At 72.9% G+C, this 18,274-nt stretch carries 16 protein-coding genes; 6 read left to right on the top strand and 10 right to left on the bottom strand.

What is annotated here, in order from left to right:
* Positions 1 to 107 precede the first annotated feature (107 nt).
* The 8 genes from AC07A4_RS01110 to AC07A4_RS01145 form a co-directional block, all read right to left on the bottom strand.
* Complete coding sequence (locus AC07A4_RS01110; protein WP_478591222.1) at positions 108 to 1,931, bottom strand: DUF3492 domain-containing protein; 1,824 nt, start codon at positions 1,929 to 1,931, stop codon at positions 108 to 110.
* A 247-nt stretch (positions 1,932 to 2,178) separates the two neighbouring features.
* A complete protein-coding gene (locus tag AC07A4_RS01115; RefSeq protein WP_478591225.1) occupies positions 2,179 to 3,831 on the bottom strand; it encodes a dipeptide ABC transporter ATP-binding protein in 1,653 nt (550 codons plus the stop codon).
* Positions 3,828 to 4,883 carry an ABC transporter permease gene (locus AC07A4_RS01120; RefSeq protein WP_478592831.1) on the bottom strand — a complete coding sequence of 352 codons (1,056 nt, stop codon included), beginning with the start codon at positions 4,881 to 4,883 and terminating at the stop codon, positions 3,828 to 3,830. Before AC07A4_RS01120 ends, AC07A4_RS01115 begins: the two co-directional genes overlap by 4 nt.
* Positions 4,884 to 4,885: 2 nt before the next feature.
* Positions 4,886 to 5,941 (bottom strand): ABC transporter permease, encoded by a 1,056-nt coding sequence (locus tag AC07A4_RS01125; RefSeq protein WP_478591228.1) that lies wholly within the window; start codon positions 5,939 to 5,941, stop codon positions 4,886 to 4,888.
* 21 nt (positions 5,942 to 5,962) lie between these two features.
* On the bottom strand, positions 5,963 to 7,687 hold the full coding sequence (locus AC07A4_RS01130) for an ABC transporter substrate-binding protein (protein WP_478591231.1): 1,725 nt from the start codon (positions 7,685 to 7,687) through the stop codon (positions 5,963 to 5,965).
* Between the two features lie 212 nt (positions 7,688 to 7,899).
* Positions 7,900 to 7,992, bottom strand: a complete 93-nt coding sequence (locus tag AC07A4_RS01135; RefSeq protein WP_478591234.1) for an Ms4533A family Cys-rich leader peptide — start codon at positions 7,990 to 7,992, stop codon at positions 7,900 to 7,902.
* 119 nt (positions 7,993 to 8,111) lie between these two features.
* A complete protein-coding gene (locus AC07A4_RS01140) occupies positions 8,112 to 9,512 on the bottom strand; it encodes a DUF3152 domain-containing protein (protein ID WP_478591236.1) in 1,401 nt (466 codons plus the stop codon).
* Positions 9,513 to 9,520: 8 nt separating this feature from the next.
* Complete coding sequence (locus AC07A4_RS01145; protein ID WP_478591239.1) at positions 9,521 to 10,546, bottom strand: alpha/beta fold hydrolase; 1,026 nt, start codon at positions 10,544 to 10,546, stop codon at positions 9,521 to 9,523.
* A gap of 269 nt (positions 10,547 to 10,815) precedes the next feature.
* On the opposite strand from AC07A4_RS01145, the gene AC07A4_RS01150 reads away from it, so the two are divergent.
* From AC07A4_RS01150 to AC07A4_RS01165, 4 genes are all read left to right on the top strand, one after another.
* Positions 10,816 to 11,040, top strand: coding sequence for a hypothetical protein (locus AC07A4_RS01150; RefSeq protein ID WP_478591241.1), 225 nt, complete (start codon positions 10,816 to 10,818; stop codon positions 11,038 to 11,040).
* 194 nt (positions 11,041 to 11,234) lie between these two features.
* Positions 11,235 to 11,876, top strand: a complete 642-nt coding sequence (locus AC07A4_RS01155) for a TetR/AcrR family transcriptional regulator (protein ID WP_478591244.1) — start codon at positions 11,235 to 11,237, stop codon at positions 11,874 to 11,876.
* Between the two features lie 173 nt (positions 11,877 to 12,049).
* A complete protein-coding gene (locus tag AC07A4_RS01160; protein WP_478591247.1) occupies positions 12,050 to 12,277 on the top strand; it encodes a DUF3107 domain-containing protein in 228 nt (75 codons plus the stop codon).
* A 339-nt stretch (positions 12,278 to 12,616) separates the two neighbouring features.
* Positions 12,617 to 12,886 carry a hypothetical protein gene (locus AC07A4_RS01165; RefSeq protein WP_478591249.1) on the top strand — a complete coding sequence of 90 codons (270 nt, stop codon included), beginning with the start codon at positions 12,617 to 12,619 and terminating at the stop codon, positions 12,884 to 12,886.
* A gap of 22 nt (positions 12,887 to 12,908) precedes the next feature.
* On the opposite strand, the gene AC07A4_RS01170 is transcribed toward AC07A4_RS01165, so the two are convergent.
* The gene (locus AC07A4_RS01170) at positions 12,909 to 13,691 is read right to left on the bottom strand and encodes a ferritin-like fold-containing protein (protein WP_478591252.1); all 783 of its coding nucleotides are present in this window, start codon (positions 13,689 to 13,691) and stop codon (positions 12,909 to 12,911) included.
* A gap of 196 nt (positions 13,692 to 13,887) precedes the next feature.
* Here AC07A4_RS01170 and AC07A4_RS01175 point away from each other — a divergent pair, with 196 nt between their 5' ends.
* On the top strand, positions 13,888 to 15,777 hold the full coding sequence (locus AC07A4_RS01175) for a DEAD/DEAH box helicase (protein WP_478591254.1): 1,890 nt from the start codon (positions 13,888 to 13,890) through the stop codon (positions 15,775 to 15,777).
* A 616-nt stretch (positions 15,778 to 16,393) separates the two neighbouring features.
* Entirely contained in the window at positions 16,394 to 17,317 is a 924-nt protein-coding gene (locus AC07A4_RS01180; RefSeq protein ID WP_478591257.1) for an alpha/beta fold hydrolase, read from the top strand.
* On the opposite strand, the gene AC07A4_RS01185 is transcribed toward AC07A4_RS01180, so the two are convergent.
* Positions 17,311 to 18,234 carry an NYN domain-containing protein gene (locus tag AC07A4_RS01185; protein ID WP_478591259.1) on the bottom strand — a complete coding sequence of 308 codons (924 nt, stop codon included), beginning with the start codon at positions 18,232 to 18,234 and terminating at the stop codon, positions 17,311 to 17,313. The two genes, AC07A4_RS01180 and AC07A4_RS01185, sit on opposite strands and share 7 nt — an antisense overlap.
* Between the last annotated feature and the right edge of the window lie 40 nt (positions 18,235 to 18,274).

Genomic DNA, 18,274 nt, shown 5'->3' on the forward strand with positions numbered 1-18,274 from the left:
CGTGCCCGCACCTCCGGCAACCCCCGTCACCCACGCCTGCGACCGCGCGTCCCACCCCGTGGCGCCCTCCGGCGCCCTGGGGCCGTCCGTCGGTCGTTCGAGTCCCTTCACAGGGCCACCTCCCCGAGCGATCCGCCGAGCGATCCGCCGAGGGAGCTGCCCAAGGAGCCGCCCAGGGAACCCCGCAGCGGGCCGCGGTGCGCGGCCCAGCTCGGGCCGGTGGCGGGCACCACGGGCACCGGCTCCCCGGCAGCGGCAGCGGCAGCGGCAGCAATGGAGCCGCCCCCGACCGCCCACCGCCCCGGCACCGAGGCCTCGGCCGGGTGGGCGAACGGCACCGGCTCGCCCGCCGCGTCGACGGCCTCGCGGCGGACCGGGCAGTGCGAGACGATCTCCAGGTAAATGCTGTGAAATGCCGCGATGTTCTGCTCGACCGTGAAGAGTTCGAGGGCACGGGCACGCGCCGCCGCCCCCAGGCGCGCACGGCGCTCGGGGTCGCGCAGCAGCGCCACGCACGCCTGCGCGAGCGCCCGCGGATTGCGCGCGGGCACCACGAGTCCCGTGCCGCCGATGACCTCGACCACCGCGCCGACGTCCGTGGAGACCGTGGCGCGCCCGCAGAGCATCGCCTCGACGAGGCTGACCGGGAAGCCCTCGACGACGCTCGAGAGCACCACCACGGCTCCCCCGGCGTAGGCGTCCGCGAGGTCGGGCGCCCGCGGGCCGCCGAGCTCCTCGAACGACACCGGCCGCTCCCCGACGGCGTGCGCGTCGTCGGCCTCGTACGGGAAGAGCCGCGCGGCGAGGGCCCGGCAGTGCGCGAGGTAGGACGCCGCGTCGGGGCCCTCCGCGAGCACGCCGACGATCCTCAGGCGTGCCTTCGGCTCGTGCGCGCGGACCTCGGCGAAGGCGTGCAGGAGCGAGATCAGGTCCTTGGCGGGCTCGATCCGGCCGACCCACAGCAGCGTGTGCGGCTCGCCGGGCTCCTCGCGCTCGCCGACCTCGCCGAAGCGGCCCGCGTCCAGGCCGGGGTGGACCGTGCGCAGCTTGGCGCGGTCGGCACCGCACCGCTCCTGCCAGCGGCGGGCGTGCGCGTTGCCGGGCGTGACGAGCACGGCCCGCCGGTACACCTCGGTGGCGAGCCTGCCGTGGAAGGAGGCGAGCAGCGCCCGCGCGGACGGGCCGAGCTCCGGCTCACCCGCGGCCCCGGCCCCCCGCGCGCCCGCGAGGAGCTGCGCCCGCAGCCGTACGCCGTACTCGGTGACCAGCAGCGGTACGCCCGCGAAGTGCCGGGCGAGCAGGCCCGGGAGCGCGGCGGTGCCGCCCGCCGTGGCGTGGCACAGGTCGGCGGCGCCGAGCGCGTCGGCCCCGTACCAGTCCAGGGACAGCGGGCGCAGCGCGCGCTCCAGCTCCCCCGCCACCGCGAGCAGGTCGGGGACGCGGGCCGCGCGGGCGGCCTGGGAGGCGCCGGGCGCGCGGCAGGCGCTCTCCAAGGCGCGCACGGCGGCCTCCGAGCGCAGGGCCCCGGCGAGCGAGCCGGTGTCGCGGGCGAGGTCGGCGAGTCCGTACAGCGCGCTGCCGAAACGGTCCGCCAACTGGGCGGAGCAGTCCGGGGCGCCCGGCGCGGGCCCCGCGCACATCCCCGCCGCCAGCTCGCCGAAGTGCTCCGCGAACCGCCGCCCCGCGCGCCGCCGCCCCCACAGGGCGGACCGGTCGGGGCCGCCAGGGTCGCCCCACAGCCGGGCGCCGCGCACCCGGCGGACCTGCGGCGGCAGTTCGACCTGGCCGAGCGCCTCCTGCCGTGCGCTCCGGCTCAGCGCGTACACGTCGAACTCGTGCTGCCCGAGCCCGCGCACGAGCCGGTCGCACCAGAGCCTGGCCTCACCGCCCACATACGGATAACCACCCTCCGTAAGCAGTCCAATGCGCACGCGTGCACCCCCGATCTCCCCTAAGGGGAGCCGCCGTTGTCCCGGCGGCTCGCAGCGGGACGAAGGTATGCGGACATGCCGGTGGCGCGATGGACGGTTGTCCGTCGCGCCACCAAAAGGGGTGAAGAGCAGTAACTTTCCCGCGCCCATGGCGTTTCGTCGCGCTATAGAAGGCCCATAGCGCGACGAAAACAGCCATGAGGGGCCCGTGTGAGGGTCACCTCGCACGGGCCTCACTCACGCGGAGTCACGCCACGGCCAGCTCCCCGGACTTCCCGGACTCCCCGGACTGCTCGGGTGCCGTGCGCGACGCCGCGAGCCTGGCGGCGCGCCGCTCGGCCGCGACGGCCGGGTCGAGCGCGGGCACGGCCGCGAGGAGCTCGCGCGTGTACGGGTCCTTGGGCGCGTCGTAGACCTCGTCCACGGAGCCGTACTCGACGAGCCGTCCGCGCCGCATCACCGCGACCCGGTCGCTGACCTGACGCACCACGGCGAGGTCGTGCGCGACGAAGACGAGCGCGAGCCCGAGTTCGCGCTGGAGCTCCGCGAGCAGGGCGGTGACCTGGGCCTGCGTGGTCACGTCGAGCGCGGAGACCGGCTCGTCGCAGACGATGAGCCGGGGTTCGGCGGCGAGCGCCCGCGCGATGCCCACGCGCTGGCGCTGGCCGCCGCTGAACTCGTGCGGATAGCGGTCGTAGTGCTCCGGGTCGAGGCCGACGCGCTCCATGAGATCGCGCACGCGGGCGCGGATCGCGGCCTCGTCGCGGTCGCCGCGGGCCCGCAGCGGGTCGGCGACGGACTCGCCCACGGAACGGCGCGGGTTGAGCGAGGCGACGGGGTCCTGGAACACCATCTGCACGCCCGGCACCGGACCGCGCCCTGGCTTGCGCGCACCCCCGTAGCTCAGCTCCCCGGCCGTCGGCTCCAGCAGGCCGACGAGCATCCGCCCCAGGGTGGTCTTGCCGCTGCCGCTCTCGCCGACGACGCCGAGGGTCTCGCCGCGCCGCACGGTCAGCGACACGTCGTCCACGGCGACGAAGGCGCCCTTGCCGCGCCCGAACTCGCGCCGCAGCCCCTCGGCCGCCACGACGACGTCACCGAGGTCGCCGCCGCGGTCCTCGCGGGCGGCGTCCACGCGGGGCACCGCGCTCAGCAGCGCGCGCGTGTACGTCTCCCGGGGCGCCGAGAGGACCTCGCCGACGGGGCCGCGCTCCACGACGCGGCCGTGCCGCATGACGAGCACGTCGTCGACGCTCCCCGCGGCCACGCCCACGTCGTGGGTGACGAGGAGCAGGCCCATGCCGGTCTCCTCGCGCAGCGTGTGCACCAGGTCGAGGATCTGGGCCTGCACGGTCACGTCGAGGGCCGTGGTCGGCTCGTCGGCGATCAGCAGGTCCGGCTCGCAGGCCAGGGCCATGGCGATCAGGGCCCGCTGGCGCATGCCGCCGCTGAACTCGTGCGGGCGCGACCGGGCCCGGCGCGCGGCGTCGGGGATGCCGACCCGGTCGAGGACCTCGACGGCACGCGCGCGTGCGGCGCGGCGCGAGGCCCCGGAGTGGGTGCGGTACACCTCGGCGATCTGGTCGCCGACGGCGTAGTACGGGTCGAGCGAGGACAGCGGGTCCTGGAAGACCATCGCGGCCACCGAGCCGCGCAGCCGCCGCAGTTCGCGGTCCGTGGCGGCGGTGACGTCGACGCCGCCGACCCGCACGGCTCCTTCGACCCGCGCCCCGGTGTCCCGGTGCAGGCCGAGCAGCGCGGCGGCGACGGTCGACTTGCCGGATCCTGACTCGCCGACGAGGCCGAGGGCGGCGCCCCGCTCCAGCGTGAAGGAGACCGCGTCCACGGCGCGCACGTCACCGAACGCGACGCTCAGCCGGTCCACTTGAACCAGGCTCACGACAACACCACCCGTCGGTCTGCCACCGCGTACAGCACGTCCGCGACGGCGTTGGCGAGGACCACGAAGAAGCCGGTGATGAGCACCATGCCGACGACCACCGGCAGGTCGACGACGCGGACCGCCTGCACGAGTTCGCGGCCGAGCCCTGGCAGGCCGAACAGCGTCTCGGTGAGCAGGGCGCCGCCGAACATCGTGCCGAAGTCGTTGGCGGTGAGCGCGATGACGGGCGCGAGGGCGCCGCGCAGGGCGTGCCGTCCGACGATGGAGCGCTCCTTGACGCCGTACGCGCGGAAGGTGCGCACATGGTCCTCGGCGAGGGTCTCCAGCATCGCGGCGCGGGTGAGGCGCGCGTACTTGGCGGACTCGATGAGCGCGAGGGAGAGCCAGGGCAGGAGCAGGTTCCACGCCCACTGCTGCGGGTCGTCGGTGAAGGGCACGTACTGCGGGAACGGCAGCCACTGGAGCTGGCCGCAGACCAGGATCATCAGGAGCAGGCCGATGACGAACACCGGCGTGGCCGTGCCCGCCAGGGTGACGGCGGTCAGGACGCGCTCGGTGAGGCGCCCGCGCCGCCAGGCGGAGAGGACGCCGGTGCCGACGCCGAGGATCAGCCACAGGACCATCGCGCCGAGCGCGAGCGACCCCGTGACCGGCACCTTGTTCAGGATCAGGTCGGTGACCTGCTGGTCGGTCTGGTACGACAGGCCGAGGCAGGGCGCGTCGCAGTGCAGCACGGCGGTGCCGGTGGAGTAGTCGTGGCCGACGAACACACCGCTCAGGAAGTCCAGGTACCGCGTGAACACGGGGTCGTCGAGCTTCAGCTGCTCGGAGACCTGCTGGACCTGCGCGGGCGAGCAGCGCGGGCCGCAGGTGATCTGGGCGACGTCGCCGGGCGCGACGTAGAAGACGGCGTAGATGACGACGGACAGCACGAACAGGGTGACGACGGCGCCGATGGCGCGCCGCGCGATGAAGCCGGTGAAGCCGCTGAGGCCGGAGAACCTGGTGAACCTGGTGAACCCAGAGAACCCGGAGAGTCCCGTACGCAAGGTCACGCACCCCCTTCCGGCTTCTCGGCCTGCTTCTCGGCCTGCTTCTCGGCCTGCTTCTCGTCGGTCTTCTTGGCGCGCTTCGTGCCGACCCGCAGCCGCGATGCCGCGCGCGGGTCGAGGGCGGTGCGGACGCCGTCGCCGAGGACGGTGAGGGCGAGCACGGTCAGGAACAGCGCGCTGGCGGGCAGCAGCAGGTACTGCGGCGCCGCCTGGTACCAGACGTCGGCCGAGGTGATCATCTGGCCCCAGGACGCGGTGGGCGGCTTGACGCCGACGCCGAGGAAGGACAGGGCCGACTCGACGACGATGTTGGTGGGCACGAGCAGCGCGGCGTAGGTGATGACGGGCGCGGCGAGCGCGGGCAGGAGTTCGCGGCGGGCGACGCGCACACCGCTCCAGCCGCTCAGGCGGGCCGCAGCCACATGGTCGACGGCCTTCAGGGAGATGGTCTGCGCGCGCACGATCTTCGCCATGCCGCCCCAGCCGACGAAGCCGACGACGAGGGCGACGAGCACCGGCCGCGGGAAGCCGCTGGGGACGACGGCGAGCAGTCCGAGCGCGAGGACCATCAGGGGCAGCGACACCATGACGTCGGTGGCGCGGCTGAGCGCGAGGTCCACCCAGCGGCTGCCGAGCCCGCTGGCGAGCCCGACGGCCATGCCGAGGGTGACCTGGAGCACCGTGGCCACGAGCGCCACGCCGAGCGAGACGCGGGCCCCGTACACCAGGCGCGCGAACAGGTCGCGGCCGGTCTGCGGTTCGACGCCGAGCCAGTGCTCGGCGCTGATGCCGCCGAAGGAGCCGACGGGCACGCCGCCGCGCGCGGACTCGATGAGGTCGGGGTGGTACGTGGTGGGGTCCTGGCCCTCCAGGGCGGTGAGCAGCGGCGCGGCGAGCGCGACCAGGACGAGCAGGGCGACGACGCCGCCCGCGACGAGGGCGGCGCGCTGGGTGCGCAGGCGCCGCCAGAACTGACGGGCTCCGGAGGCGGCGGCAGCGGGCACCGCTTCGGTGCCCGCTCCCGCGCTCTCCGAGGCCAACAGGGCCTCACTCATGACAGGTTGACCTGCGGACCCTTACTTGACCGCGACCTGGGAGACGTCGAGGACGCCCGTCCAGTCGCTGATCACGACGTTCTTGATGTCCTTGCCGTAAAGGCGCTTGTAGACCGGGTGGAACAGCGGCACGTTGACGGCCTTCTCGCCGATCTTCTTGTCGAGCGCGCCCCAGCGCTTGGCGGCCGCGGCGTGGTCGGTCAGCTTGTTGATCTCGTCGATCTCCTTGTTGACCGCCTTGTCGTTCAGGAAGCTGGAGTTGAAGTTGTAGCCGTCCTTGACGATCTGGCGGCCGTCGAAGATCGGGGCGAGGAAGGGGCCGCCGGAGGGCCAGTCGGCACCCCAGTGGGCGAGGAAGAGGCCCGGCTCGTCCTTGGCGTCGTGGGCCTTGTCCTCGTAGTCGTTGTCCTCAAGGCCCTCCAGCTTGACGGTGATGCCGGCCTTCTTCAGGGCGTCCTGGAGGGCGGTGGCGATCTCCGGGCTGGTCTCGAAGTTCTTGGCGTTGGAATGCGTGAGGGTGATGGTCAGGCCGTCCTTGTAACCGGCCTCCTTCAGCAGTTCCCTGGCCTTCTTCGGGTTGCCGGAGTCGCCCGCCGGGAAGTGGTCGAACTTCTCGTAGCCGAAGGACTTCTGATTCGGCAGGAAGGTGGTGGCGGGCTCGGCGAGCGAGGAGCCGCCCGCGGCGTTGATGACCGAGGAGCGGTCGACGGCGTAGGCGATGGCCTGGCGGACCTTCGGGTTGTCGAAGGGCTTCTTCTTCGGGTTGAAGGCCAGGTAGTTGGTGTAGCCGAAGTGGCCGGTGCCGACCTGCCCGGCGAGCTTCTTGTCGCCGGTGACCTTGGCGAGCTCGGCCGGGCCGAGGTTGGTGTCGGTGGTGACGGCGGCGGCGTCGGCGCCCTGGCTCGCGGAGAGGCGCTGGTTGATGACGGAGGAGTTGAGGCCGGAGCGGACGTCGATCTTGTCCGGGTAGGCCTTGCGCTCGGCGTCGGTCTTGGCGGACCAGTGCGGGTTGCGCTCCAGCTGGAGCCGCTCACCGCCGTTCGTGTTCTTGACGACCTGGTAGGGGCCCGAGGAGATGGGGTGCTCCTCGTACTTGGTGCCCTTGTCCTTGCTCTTGGGGACGGGCGCGAACGACGTCTGCGTGGCCACGTAGTCGAAATCACCGACGGGCTTGTTCAGATGGAAGACGATCGTCCGGTCGTCCGGCGTCTCGACGGACTTCAGGCCCTTCTTGTCCTTGTACGGGCCCTGGTACTCGGCGCCGCCGATGAGCCAGTCCCGCAGGAACGGCGCGCCGCCGGACAGCTCGGCGGCGAAGGAGCGCTCGATGCCGTACTTGATGTCCTTCGTCGTGATCGGCGTGCCGTCCTCGAACTTGAGGCCCGCCTTCAGCTTGTACGTCCACACCGTGGCGTTCTTACTCGGCTTGCCGAGGCTCTCGGCGAGGTCGGGGACGACCTTCGCGCCCTCGGCGCCGTCCTCGCGGTTGCGCGTGGTCAGCGTGCGGAAGACCAGGCTCGGCACGTTGCCGCCGCCGGAGGTGTACAGGCGCGCCGGGTCGAAGGTCTTCTGCGGGTCGCGGTTGAGGATGGTGAGGGTGCCGCCCTTCTTGGCCTCGCCGTCGCCCCCGGCGTCGTTGCCGTCGTCAGGTCCGCAGGCGGCGGCGCCCGCGGCCAGGACGACCAGGGTGGCGGATGCCGCTGCCACGCGGCGGGATATGACGGACTTCTGACGACGCAGACGCATCGGAGTGCCTCTCGGAAAGCTGAAGAGATAAGGGGAGCGGAGGAAAGCGCGGGAGCCCGCCCCGGGCACGTACGTCCACGACCCATGCATCCAGGATGCGGACACCTGACCACATCGTGGACCGCGTGCAGAACGTGCCACACGCGAGGGGCGTGGGGCACGGAAACGCGGTGAAGGAAGGAGAAGCGCGACGCACTCGCCGGGGGCGGGCGTCAGCGACAGTGAATATCGGCCACGCAGAGCGCGGTCACGCCGAACAGCGCCAGCTCAAGGGCGGCGCTCGTGGAGGCGTGACGGATCGACATGCGGAGAAATATGGACGATGCCGCGCGGAATGTCAACGCGACGTCTCTCTATTCGAGCGAGGGCGTCTCAGCCCTTGGGATGCACCTCCGGGATACACCCCGGGGATACGCCCTTGGGATCAACCCTTGGGATACACCCAGGGGTTGGCCTTGCAGCGGATTCCGTCGTGGTCGAGGAACTTGGTCTGCTGCTGCATGACGGGGGCTAGGTCGCCGCTGCGCTGGCAGTCCACGTGTCCGTAGCCCAGGCGGTGGCCGACCTCGTGGTTGATCAGCATCTGCCGGTAGGGGTGGATGCGGTCGCCGTAGGTCTTGGCGCCCTGCGCCCAGCGATAGGCGTTGATCATGACGCGGTCGGTGCTCGCCGAGTCGCACGACACGTTCTGCTGGAGGGTGTCGAGGCCGGATTTGGCGCACCACTTCGCGGTGGTCACGGGGCTCGCCAGGGTGATGACGAAGTCCGGCTGCCCGGAGGAGATCCGCTCGAAGGTACGGGCCCCTTGGTGGGCCCAGCTCCGCTTGTCGTTCAGGGTCTTCTGCACGGCCCGCGCGAAGAGTTCACCGTCGAGGCCCATGCCCTTCTCCACGTCGACGCGGTAGCGGAACTTCCGCCCCTTGCCGGGCGCCTTGTCGAATCCGGGTATGACCGCGAAGTCACCGGACGCGGCGAGCTTCGGGTCCATCGGGTACTTCTCGCCCATCTTCTCGTCGTACGTCGCCGGGGTCGGGGACGCGGACGGGGCGGGCCGGTTGTCGGAGCGCGATGCGGGGTCGCGGGCGGCACGGCCGTCCGCGTCGTCGCCGGCGGCCCGGGGGCGGGCGCCGGGGCCCTTGGCGTCGTCGGCGACCTGACCGGCCACGAAGACGGCGAGGGCGGTGGTGACGGCCGCGGCGGCGACCCCGGCGACGACCCGGCCGCGGCGACGGCCGCGCGCGGGCCCGCCACCGGTGGCGGCACGGGTCCCGGTGCCGCCGGAGCCGTCGCCGCCCCTGCCGTCCCCGTCGCCACCGGCGTCGGTCTCCCAGGTGGTGACGGACGCGTACGGGTCGGGCTGCGGCGTGCGGCGCACCGGGGTGGCGCCCGCCGCGAACACGTCCGCGCCCTCGAAGCCGCGCGGGGCATCGAGGGCGTCGAAGGTGGCGACGTCCTCGTGTCTGGGGCCGGGGACCCGGGGCGGCCGCGCCGCGCCGGACCCGCCACGGGCCGCCGCACCGCCGACCTCGCCCCAGCCGCCCCCCGGCTCACGCTGCTCGGGATGCCCACCGCGCACGTGGGCGGGGGTGCCGTGCGGGGGCGTCCCCTGCGCGGGTGCGCCCCGCACGGGCGTGTCCCGCACAGGCACGCCGTGGGACGGCGTGTCCTGCACGGGCACCCCGCGAGGCGGCGTGTCCTCCGGCGAGCCGTCGCGCCGACGGCGCCCGGCGCCCGCCGTGGGCGGGTTCACCTGGGCCCGCGGTATGCCAGAGGTGCTGGTGGTGTCGGTGATGTCGGCCGGGTTCCGGCGGCGATGACGTCCCACGCGGCGCCTCAGCTCCTCGTACCCGAATCACGGCGGTCATCCTGCACACCGCCACGATCGCGCACACCACGAGGATCGCTCAACTCACCTTTATCGGCCAGGAGTTCACGGAACGCGACGGCCACCGCCTCCGGATACTCCATCATCGCCACGTGTCCCGCCTCGGTCAGCGTGAGCAGCCGCGAGTCACGGAAGGCGGCGGAGGCCCGGCGCGCCATGCGGTACGACACCAGCTGGTCGCGGCCGCCGTACACCAGGAGCGTCGGCGCGAGCACCCGCTCGGCCTGCCGCCACAGGCCGTGCTGGCCGCCGAGGGTGTACGCGTTCACGATGCCGCGGGCCGAGCGGGCCATCGCGTCCCAGAAGTAGGGGTGCGCCAGGCGGCGCTCCATCTCGCGCACGGACGCCGCGAACGCCTCCGGCGCGACCTTGGCCGGATCGCCGTAGCAGAGCTCCATGACGCCGCGCACCCGCTGCTCCGGCGTCCACTCCTTGGTGAGCCGGGTGAACAGGGCGGCCACTCCGGGCAGCGCGAGCAGGCCCGTCGGCACCGCCGTGCGCTGCACGCGCAGCTCGGGCAGGGCGGGCGAGATCAGCGTGAGGGTGCGCACCAGGTCGGGCCGGACCGCGGCGACGCGGGTGGTGACGGCGCCGCCCAGGGAGTTGCCGACCAGGTGCACGGGGCCGCGGCCGCGCGCGTCCAGATAGCGGATGACCGCGCGCGCGTGCCCGGTGACCGAGTAGTCCCCGTCGTCCGGCGGCGGGGAGTCGCCGAAGCCCGGCAGGTCGAGGGCCTCGCCGTCCACGATGTCCGCGAGGTGCGGCATCAGGGCCGACCAGTTCTGGGACGACCCGCCGAGCCCGTGCACGAACAGGGCGGGGGCGAGGCCCTCGGCCGTCGCGGGCCGCACCCGGACCGAGAGGGTCAGGCCCGGCAGCGTGACCGAGTCCATCCGCTCGCCCTCCGTGACGCCGACGGCGCCCGGCTCGGGGGCGGCGGCGGCCAGCACATGCGGCAACTCGGTCGAAGACATGCGGGCAATGTTACGAGACGATCACGCCTTGGATCGCGTGTTCGGTGTCACAGGTGCGGTTTGGATCGCGTAACAGATGGCGTAACAGATCGCGTAACAGATGGCGTCATCCCTCGCGCGACAGATGGCGTCACGCACGGCGCGACAGATCGCGTAGCGCCTCGTACAGGTCTTCCCTAGGCTCGATAGGGAACACGTACCGAGGGAGCCGCAAGGCCCCTCGCACCCGTGGGCCACGCCCTCAAGGGCAGAGAGCCGAGGAGTCCGCCATGACCGTCGACCCCAGCGACCCCGAAACGTTCGAGACCGAGGACGAGGCCCCCGAAGCGGACCACGACGCGGAGACCCCCGAGGCCGACGCCGCCGAGCAGCACACGGACCTGGCGCCGCACCAGGACGGCTCGCTGGAGGACATCGACCCGGGCGCCGCCAACGTGGCCGACGTGGCCGAGCAGGCGCGCGTCGTCGACCTCGACGAGGACGACTACCGCTGAGCACAGGGGGGCGCCGTCCCCCGGCGAGGGGGCGCGCGCCCTTGGCGGCTGCCCGTGTTCGCCCCGCTACGCACGGCTTCCGTGGACATCCAGTCCGTGAAATTCTGCGCTCGCACCGCGCACATCACAGTTACCGAAAAGTACGATGGCGGCGCGGCGCACACCGCAGCACTAAGGACGATTTGGGAGGCGGCGTGACAGCCATCGAGCAGACAGAGGCGGCACGCCCGCGGGGCACTCGCCTGCCGCGCCGTGCCCGACGCAACCAGCTCCTCGGCGCGGCCCAGGAGGTCTTCGTCGCCCAGGGGTACCACGCGGCGGCCATGGACGACATCGCCGAGCGCGCCGGCGTCAGCAAGCCGGTGCTCTACCAGCACTTCCCCGGCAAGCTCGACCTGTACCTGGCGCTGCTCGACCAGCACTGCGAGAACCTCCTGCAGGCCGTGCGCGCGGCCCTGGCGTCCACGACGGACAACAAGCTGCGCGTCGCGGCCACGATGGACGCCTACTTCGGGTACGTGGAGGACGACGGCGGCGCCTTCCGGCTCGTCTTCGAGTCGGACCTGACGAACGAGCCCGCGGTCCGCGAGCGCGTGGACAAGGTCACCCTGGAGTGCGCGGAGGCGATCTGCGAGGTCATCGCGGAGGACACCGGTCTCTCCAAGGCCGAGTCGATGCTCCTGGCCTCCGGCCTCGGCGGCCTCGCCCAGGTCGTCGCCCGGTACTGGCTGCACAGCGACGGCGGGGTGCCGCGCGAGAAGGCCGTGCAGCTGCTCACGTCGCTCGCGTGGCGCGGCATCGCGGGCTTCCCGCTGCACGGCGTCGAGGTCCACTGAGCGCTCCCCCGCGCGCTTCCGCACACCCCGCCGACGCGCTTCCCGCTCTGTTCCCGGTACGTGTTCGCTCCTGGCGTGCGCGGCCGGAGCCGTCACCGTCGCCTCACCGGGCTAATCTGTGCTGGTACGGCGCGGGCGGCCGCGCACATCACTGACCGTCGGAGGGACACAGCGTGGAGGTCAAGATCGGCGTGCAGCACGCGCCGCGCGAGATCGTTCTGGAGAGCGGTCAGAGCGCCGAAGAGGTCGAGACCGCGGTCTCCGAGGCCCTGGCGGGCAAGGCCCGGCTGCTGAGCCTGACGGACGACCACGGCCGCAAGGTCCTGGTCCCCGCCGACCGCCTCGCGTACGTGGAGATCGGCGAGCCGGCCCAGCGCAAGGTGGGCTTCGGCGCCCTGTAGTACCGCGAGCGGCACCGCGCGCCGCGGGCGCGCACGAGAACGGCCCGGTGGGGGAACCACCGGGCCGTTCTCGCGTACGCACTCGCGTACGCACTCACGTACGCACCCGCGTACCCATCTCACGTACCCACCCGCGCACCCACCCACATATTCACCCGCTGTTCACCCGAAGTACGGGGATCATCTTCCTGTTCCGGACATGGATGGGGGTGGAGGGTTGCGTTCAGAACGCCGGGGGTAAGACCGGCTACGACCGTTTTGCCCCCCGATCGCGCACGCGATCCGCGTCCCGGACCGTGCGCGCGACCCGCACCCGCGCCATGAGGGAGGGAACACACCGTGATCCTGGAAGCACTCGGCTCCACACTGCTCGGCCTGGCCCTCGCCTGGGCCGCGGCCCACCGGCTATCCCACCGGCTGCCGTCCCGGGCACTGGTCCTCGCGACCGGCGTGAGCGGGGCCCTGGTGGGCGCCTTCATCACGCACACGGCGCTCGGCCCCGACCACGCCCCCGCCACGCTCGTGGGCGCCGTGATCGTCGCGGCCGCCCTGCTCTCGCTGCTGCTTCGGCCCACCCGCCAGCTGCGCCGCCGCCAGGCGCCCGCCTAGCGGGACCGGCGGCGGCACCGGTTCAGGCGGCGAGCCCGAGCGCGGCCATGCGCTTGGTGTGCGCCTCGGTGATCCGCGAGAACATCCGCCCGACCTCCGCCAGGTCGAAGCCGTCCGCGACGCCCCCGACCAGCATGGTCGACAGCGCGTCCCGGTCGGCCACCACCCGCTGCGACTGCGAGAGGGCCTCGCCCATGAGCCGCCGCGCCCACAAAGCGAGCCGCCCGCCGACGCGCGGGTCCGCCTCGATCGCGGCGCGCACCTTCTCCACGGCGAAGCTCGCGTGCCCGGTGTCGTCGAGGACGCCCAGGACGAGACCGCGGGTGTCGACGTCGAGCCGGGCCGCGACCTCGCGGTAGAAGTCACTCGCGATGGAGTCGCCGACGTACGCCTTGACCAGGCCCTCGAGCCAGTCGGACGGGGCCGTCTGGCGGTGGAAGCCGTCGAGCGCGGCGACGAAGGGGTCCATCGCCTCGGTCGGCTCGGCGCCGACCGCGGCGAGGCGGTCCCGCAACTGCTCGAAGTGGTGGAACTCGGCGGAGGCCATCTTCGCCAGCTCGGCCTTGTCGGCCAGCGTCGGCGCCAGCTTCGCGTCCTCCGCGAGCCGCTCGAACGCCGCGAGCTCGCCGTAGGCGAGCGCGCCGAGCAGGTCCACGACCGCGGCGCGGTACTGCGGGTCGGCGGAAGCTTTCGCCCAGTCCTGGGCGGCCACCCCGGTCGGGGTTCCGGAAGTCTCTGCGGCCGCGGTGCCGGCTGCGTCGTTGGCGGGCTGAGCGGCGTTGTCAGGCGTCTCCATGAAGCGCACAATAGCCCGCCAGCGGGGAGGCGTAAGGCGCTGGTCAGCCACTGTGACGACAACGACGTACGGCGATGGCGGGCCCCTGGTGTCCGCGCCCCGACAGCGGCGGCGCGAGACGGGTGACACAATTCGCCGGACACTCCTGCGAGATTCCGGGGTACAGTGGTAATGCGCCCGCCGACTATTTCGACGGGCCATATGAATGAGGATGCCCGGTCGGTGGCCCGATCGGCTCCGACCAGACAGCCCTCCAGGGCGGTACGCGCCATGCGTACGGCATGCGGAGGGACCCCCTCAGCGGTGTGAGCGCTCGAGCGTCGGCAGTGGTCCCGTGCCACCCGGCCCGCCCGGTTCGTTCCACAGGCGGCCGGCAGTCCCCGGCACGGTCATCGACCCCCAGCGTTCGCCTCGCGCCGCGTCTCACAGAAGAGGCATAGCCCTGACTACGACTTTCCGAGATCTCGGAATCCTTCCCGAAACAGCCGAAGCCCTCGAGGCCGTCGGCATCGTGACCCCCTTCCCCATCCAGGAGATGACGCTCCCCGTCGCGCTCTCCGGCACCGACGTCATCGGCCAGGCCAAGACCGGCACGGGCAAGACGCTCGGCTTCGGCCTCCCGCTCCTCGAGCGCGTCGTCGTCCCCGCCGACGTCGAGGCGGGCCGCGGCGCCCCCGAGGACCTCACGCAGGCCCCGCAGGCGCTCGTGGTCGTCCCCACCCGCGAGCTGTGCCAGCAGGTCACCAACGACCTGCTGACCGCGGGCAAGGCCCGCAACGTCCGCGTCCTCGCCATATATGGCGGCCGTGCCTACGAGCCGCAGGTCGAGGCCCTGAAGAAGGGCGTCGACGTGGTCGTCGGCACCCCGGGCCGCCTGCTCGACCTCGCCGGGCAGCGCAAGCTGAACCTGAAGCACGTCAAGTGCCTCGTCCTCGACGAGGCCGACGAGATGCTCGACCTGGGCTTCCTGCCCGACGTCGAGAAGATCATCAACATGCTTCCGGCGAAGCGCCAGACGATGCTCTTCTCCGCGACGATGCCGGGCGCCGTGATCGGCCTCGCCCGCCGCTACATGTCGCAGCCCACGCACATCCGCGCCACCGCCCCTGACGACCAGGGCGCGACCGTCGCGAACATCGCGCAGCACGTGTACCGCGCGCACTCCATGGACAAGCCGGAGATGGTCTCGCGCATCCTGCAGGCCGAAGGCCGGGGTCTCGCGATGATCTTCTGCCGTACGAAGCGGACGGCCGCCGACATCGCTGAGCAGCTGGAGCGCCGCGGCTTCGCCTCCGGCGCGGTCCACGGCGACCTCGGCCAGGGCGCCCGCGAGCAGGCGCTGCGCGCCTTCCGCAACGGCAAGGTGGATGTGCTCGTGTGCACCGACGTCGCCGCCCGCGGCATCGACGTCGAGGGTGTGACGCACGTCATCAACTACCAGTCGCCCGAGGACGAGAAGACGTATCTGCACCGCATCGGCCGCACCGGCCGCGCGGGCGCTTCGGGTACGGCGATCACGCTCGTCGACTGGGACGACATCCCGCGCTGGCAGCTGATCAACAAGGCGCTCGAGCTGGACTTCAACGACCCGGTCGAGACGTACTCCAGCTCCCCGCACCTGTACGAGGAGCTGAGCATCCCCGCCGGTACGAAGGGCGTCCTGCCGCGTGCCGAGCGCACCCGGGCCGGCCTCGACGCCGAGGAGATCGAGGACCTGGGCGAGCCCGGCGGCCGCGGCGGACCCCGGGGTCGCTCCCGTGGCCGCGCCAAGGCCGCGGAGGAGCCCGCCGAGCGTCCGGCCAGGACCACCACGCGCCAGCGCCGCCGTACGCGGGCGGGGTCTCCGGTCGAGGGTGCCCCGGCCGAGGGTGCCGCGGCCGCGGAGGCTCCGGCCTCGGCGGAGGCCGCCCCCGCCTCTAAGGAGTCCGCGACGCGGGCGCCGCGGCGTCGGCGTCGCACCCGGGCGGGTGCGGAGGGTGCGCCTGAGGTGGCGGCTTCGGCTGCCGGTGCCGGTGCCGGTGCCTCGGAGGAGGCCGCCCCGGCTAAGCCTCGGCGGCGGCGGACCCGGAAGTCCACCGAAACCCCGGACCAGTAACCCACCGCTCCGCGGTGGGCGGAGGGGGGCTGGGAGGTTATCCCCCAGCCCCCCTCCCCCATTTCCCCGCCGCTCCGCGCCGGGCCCTAGGGGCGCGCCCCCAGCTACGCGCCCCGCACTCCGCCGCTCCGCGCCGGGCCTTTCCCACCCACCCGCCCACTTCCCCCCAACACCCGCACCACCCACCGCTCCGCCGCTCCGCGGCGGGAAATGGGGGGCGGGCTCTGCACCCACCCCCACCCACCTCGCCGCTCTGCCGCTCCGCGGCAGGAGGAGGGATGGGCGGGCGGATGCTCCGGCCACAGCCCGGCCGCCTCGCCGCTCCACGGCAGGAAAAGGGACGGGCGGAAGCCTCGGCCGCAGCCCAGCCACCTCGCCACCCCACAGCAGCAAAAAGGGCGGGCAGATGCCTCGGCCACAGCCCACCCACCCCGCCACCCCGCAGCGGAAGCAAAAAGGCCGGGCGGACTTTCGCCCCCGTACCAGGAGCGGGCCGCCAGGCCTCCCCCCTGTTCAACCGGCCCCCGAAGGCGCAGCCAGCGCGTGCGGCCCGGAGTCGACCGTTGGCCGGGAAGCCCTTGTCCCGCGCCACGGCCCCGCCCAGTAGCCTCTGGGCATGAGCAGGCCCCCCACGTTCACCCCGCCCCCGGGCACCGTCGCGCGTCGGCTCGACACGGCGCGCGGGTCGTTCGCCGTGCTGGACGCCGCCCCTGCGGGCGCACCCCCCGGCAAGGGCACAGTGCTGCTCCTTCCGGGGTTCACCGGCAGCAAGGAGGACTTCATCGCCCTGCTGCCGCCGGTGGCCGCCGCAGGCTACCGCGCGGTCGCCGTGGACGGGCGCGGCCAGTACGAGAGCCCGGGCCCCGAAGACCAATCCGCCTACGCCATGGCCGAGTTGGCGCGGGACGCGCTCGCGCAGGCCGCCGCGCTCGGCGACCCGCCCGGCACCCCGCTGCACCTCCTCGGCCACTCCTTCGGCGGCCTCGTGGCCCGCGCGGCCGTACTGCTCGCACCCTCGGAAACACCGCAGAGAGCACACACGGCACAGGCACCGGCTCCCGCCTTCTCCTCCCTGACCCTGATGTCCTCCGGACCCGGCCGCATCTCGCCCTCCCAGCGCACCCGCGCCACCCTGCTCACGGACGCGCTCGCGGCGCATTCGATGGCGTCGGTCTGGGAGTTCATGCGGGCCATGGACCCGCCGGAGGACCTCGACGACACCGGCGGCCCGAACGGCACGGGCGCCCTGCGCGCGCGGTGGCTGCGTACCAACCCCGCCCAGCTCATCGCCACCGGCAAGCAGCTGTGCGTGGAGCCGGACCGTGTGGACGAGCTGACCGCCGTCGGCCTGCCCACGCACGTGCTGTCCGGGGAGCGGGACGACACCTGGCCGGTGCCGCTCCTGGACGACATGGCCCGCCGTCTCGGCGCCCACCGCACGGTCATCACCGGCGCCGAGCACTCCCCCAACACCGACCGCCCGGAGGCGACCGCCACCGCTCTCGTCTCCTTCTGGGAGCGGGCGGCGGCGCCTCAGTAGCACTTCTGCAGGTGCTCCCAGAAGCCGTCCCGCAGGACCCGCCGCAGGTCGGCCTGGCCGCGCAGTGAGTAGTCCAGGAGCCGCTCCGCCTCGACGAGGAGCTCCTGGTCGACGGCGCCGGGCAGATAGGGGTGGCCGGGCAGCAGGCCGAGGAGGGCCTCGCGGCCGCGCTCCGACAGCCACCTCGCGGAGATCTGCGCGCCGACGAAGCGCACGTCGTCCCGTGCGGGCCGGGGCGTCGACGCCGAGCACTCGTACGACACGGCGGTGCGGCGGGACACGTACGGCTTGAAGAAGTCGGCGTCGAACGTGCGCTGGCTGTCGACCTCCCACAGCAGCGGCTCGGCCTGGTTGCGCCCGTCGGGGGCCTCGATGCCCCACAGGTGCACGCGCGCCCCGTACCCCTGCGCGGCCTCGACCGCCGACACCAGGTCCTCGTCGCCGCCGATGAGCGCCGCGTCGCTGATGGCGCGGTGCCGGGCGAGGGACTCCAGGTCGCTGCGGATCAGCGAGTCGACGCCCTTCTGCTGGTTGTTGGCGTTGAGGTTGCCGAGGCGCACCTTCACGTCGGGCAGTTCGGCGATGGACTGCTGCTCCAGGGTGTGGATGCGGCGGCGGGCGCCGTCGTACCAGTACACGCGCAGGAGCCTGCTGTCGGCGAAGATCGTGCGGGCCTTGTCGATGAGCGCGTCGATGAGCCCCTCGGCGTCCAAGTCGAACGCGCGCCGGTCCTCCGTACCCACGGTCAGGCGGCCCGCCGCGGCGTACAGATATCCGGCGTCGACGAAGATCGCGTGCGTGGACGGGGTCTTCGCCACCTCGGCGAGCATCCGCTCCAGCAGGCCATTGGCGCGTTGAAGCAGCGCACTGACCTCGCCGTGCCCGTCAACGGTCTCGTCGGTCTCGTCCCTGTTCATACGAAGCGCATTGTCGCGTCCGTCACATGGGGGACACAAC

The organism is Streptomyces sp. NPDC043996 (assembly GCF_056435225.1).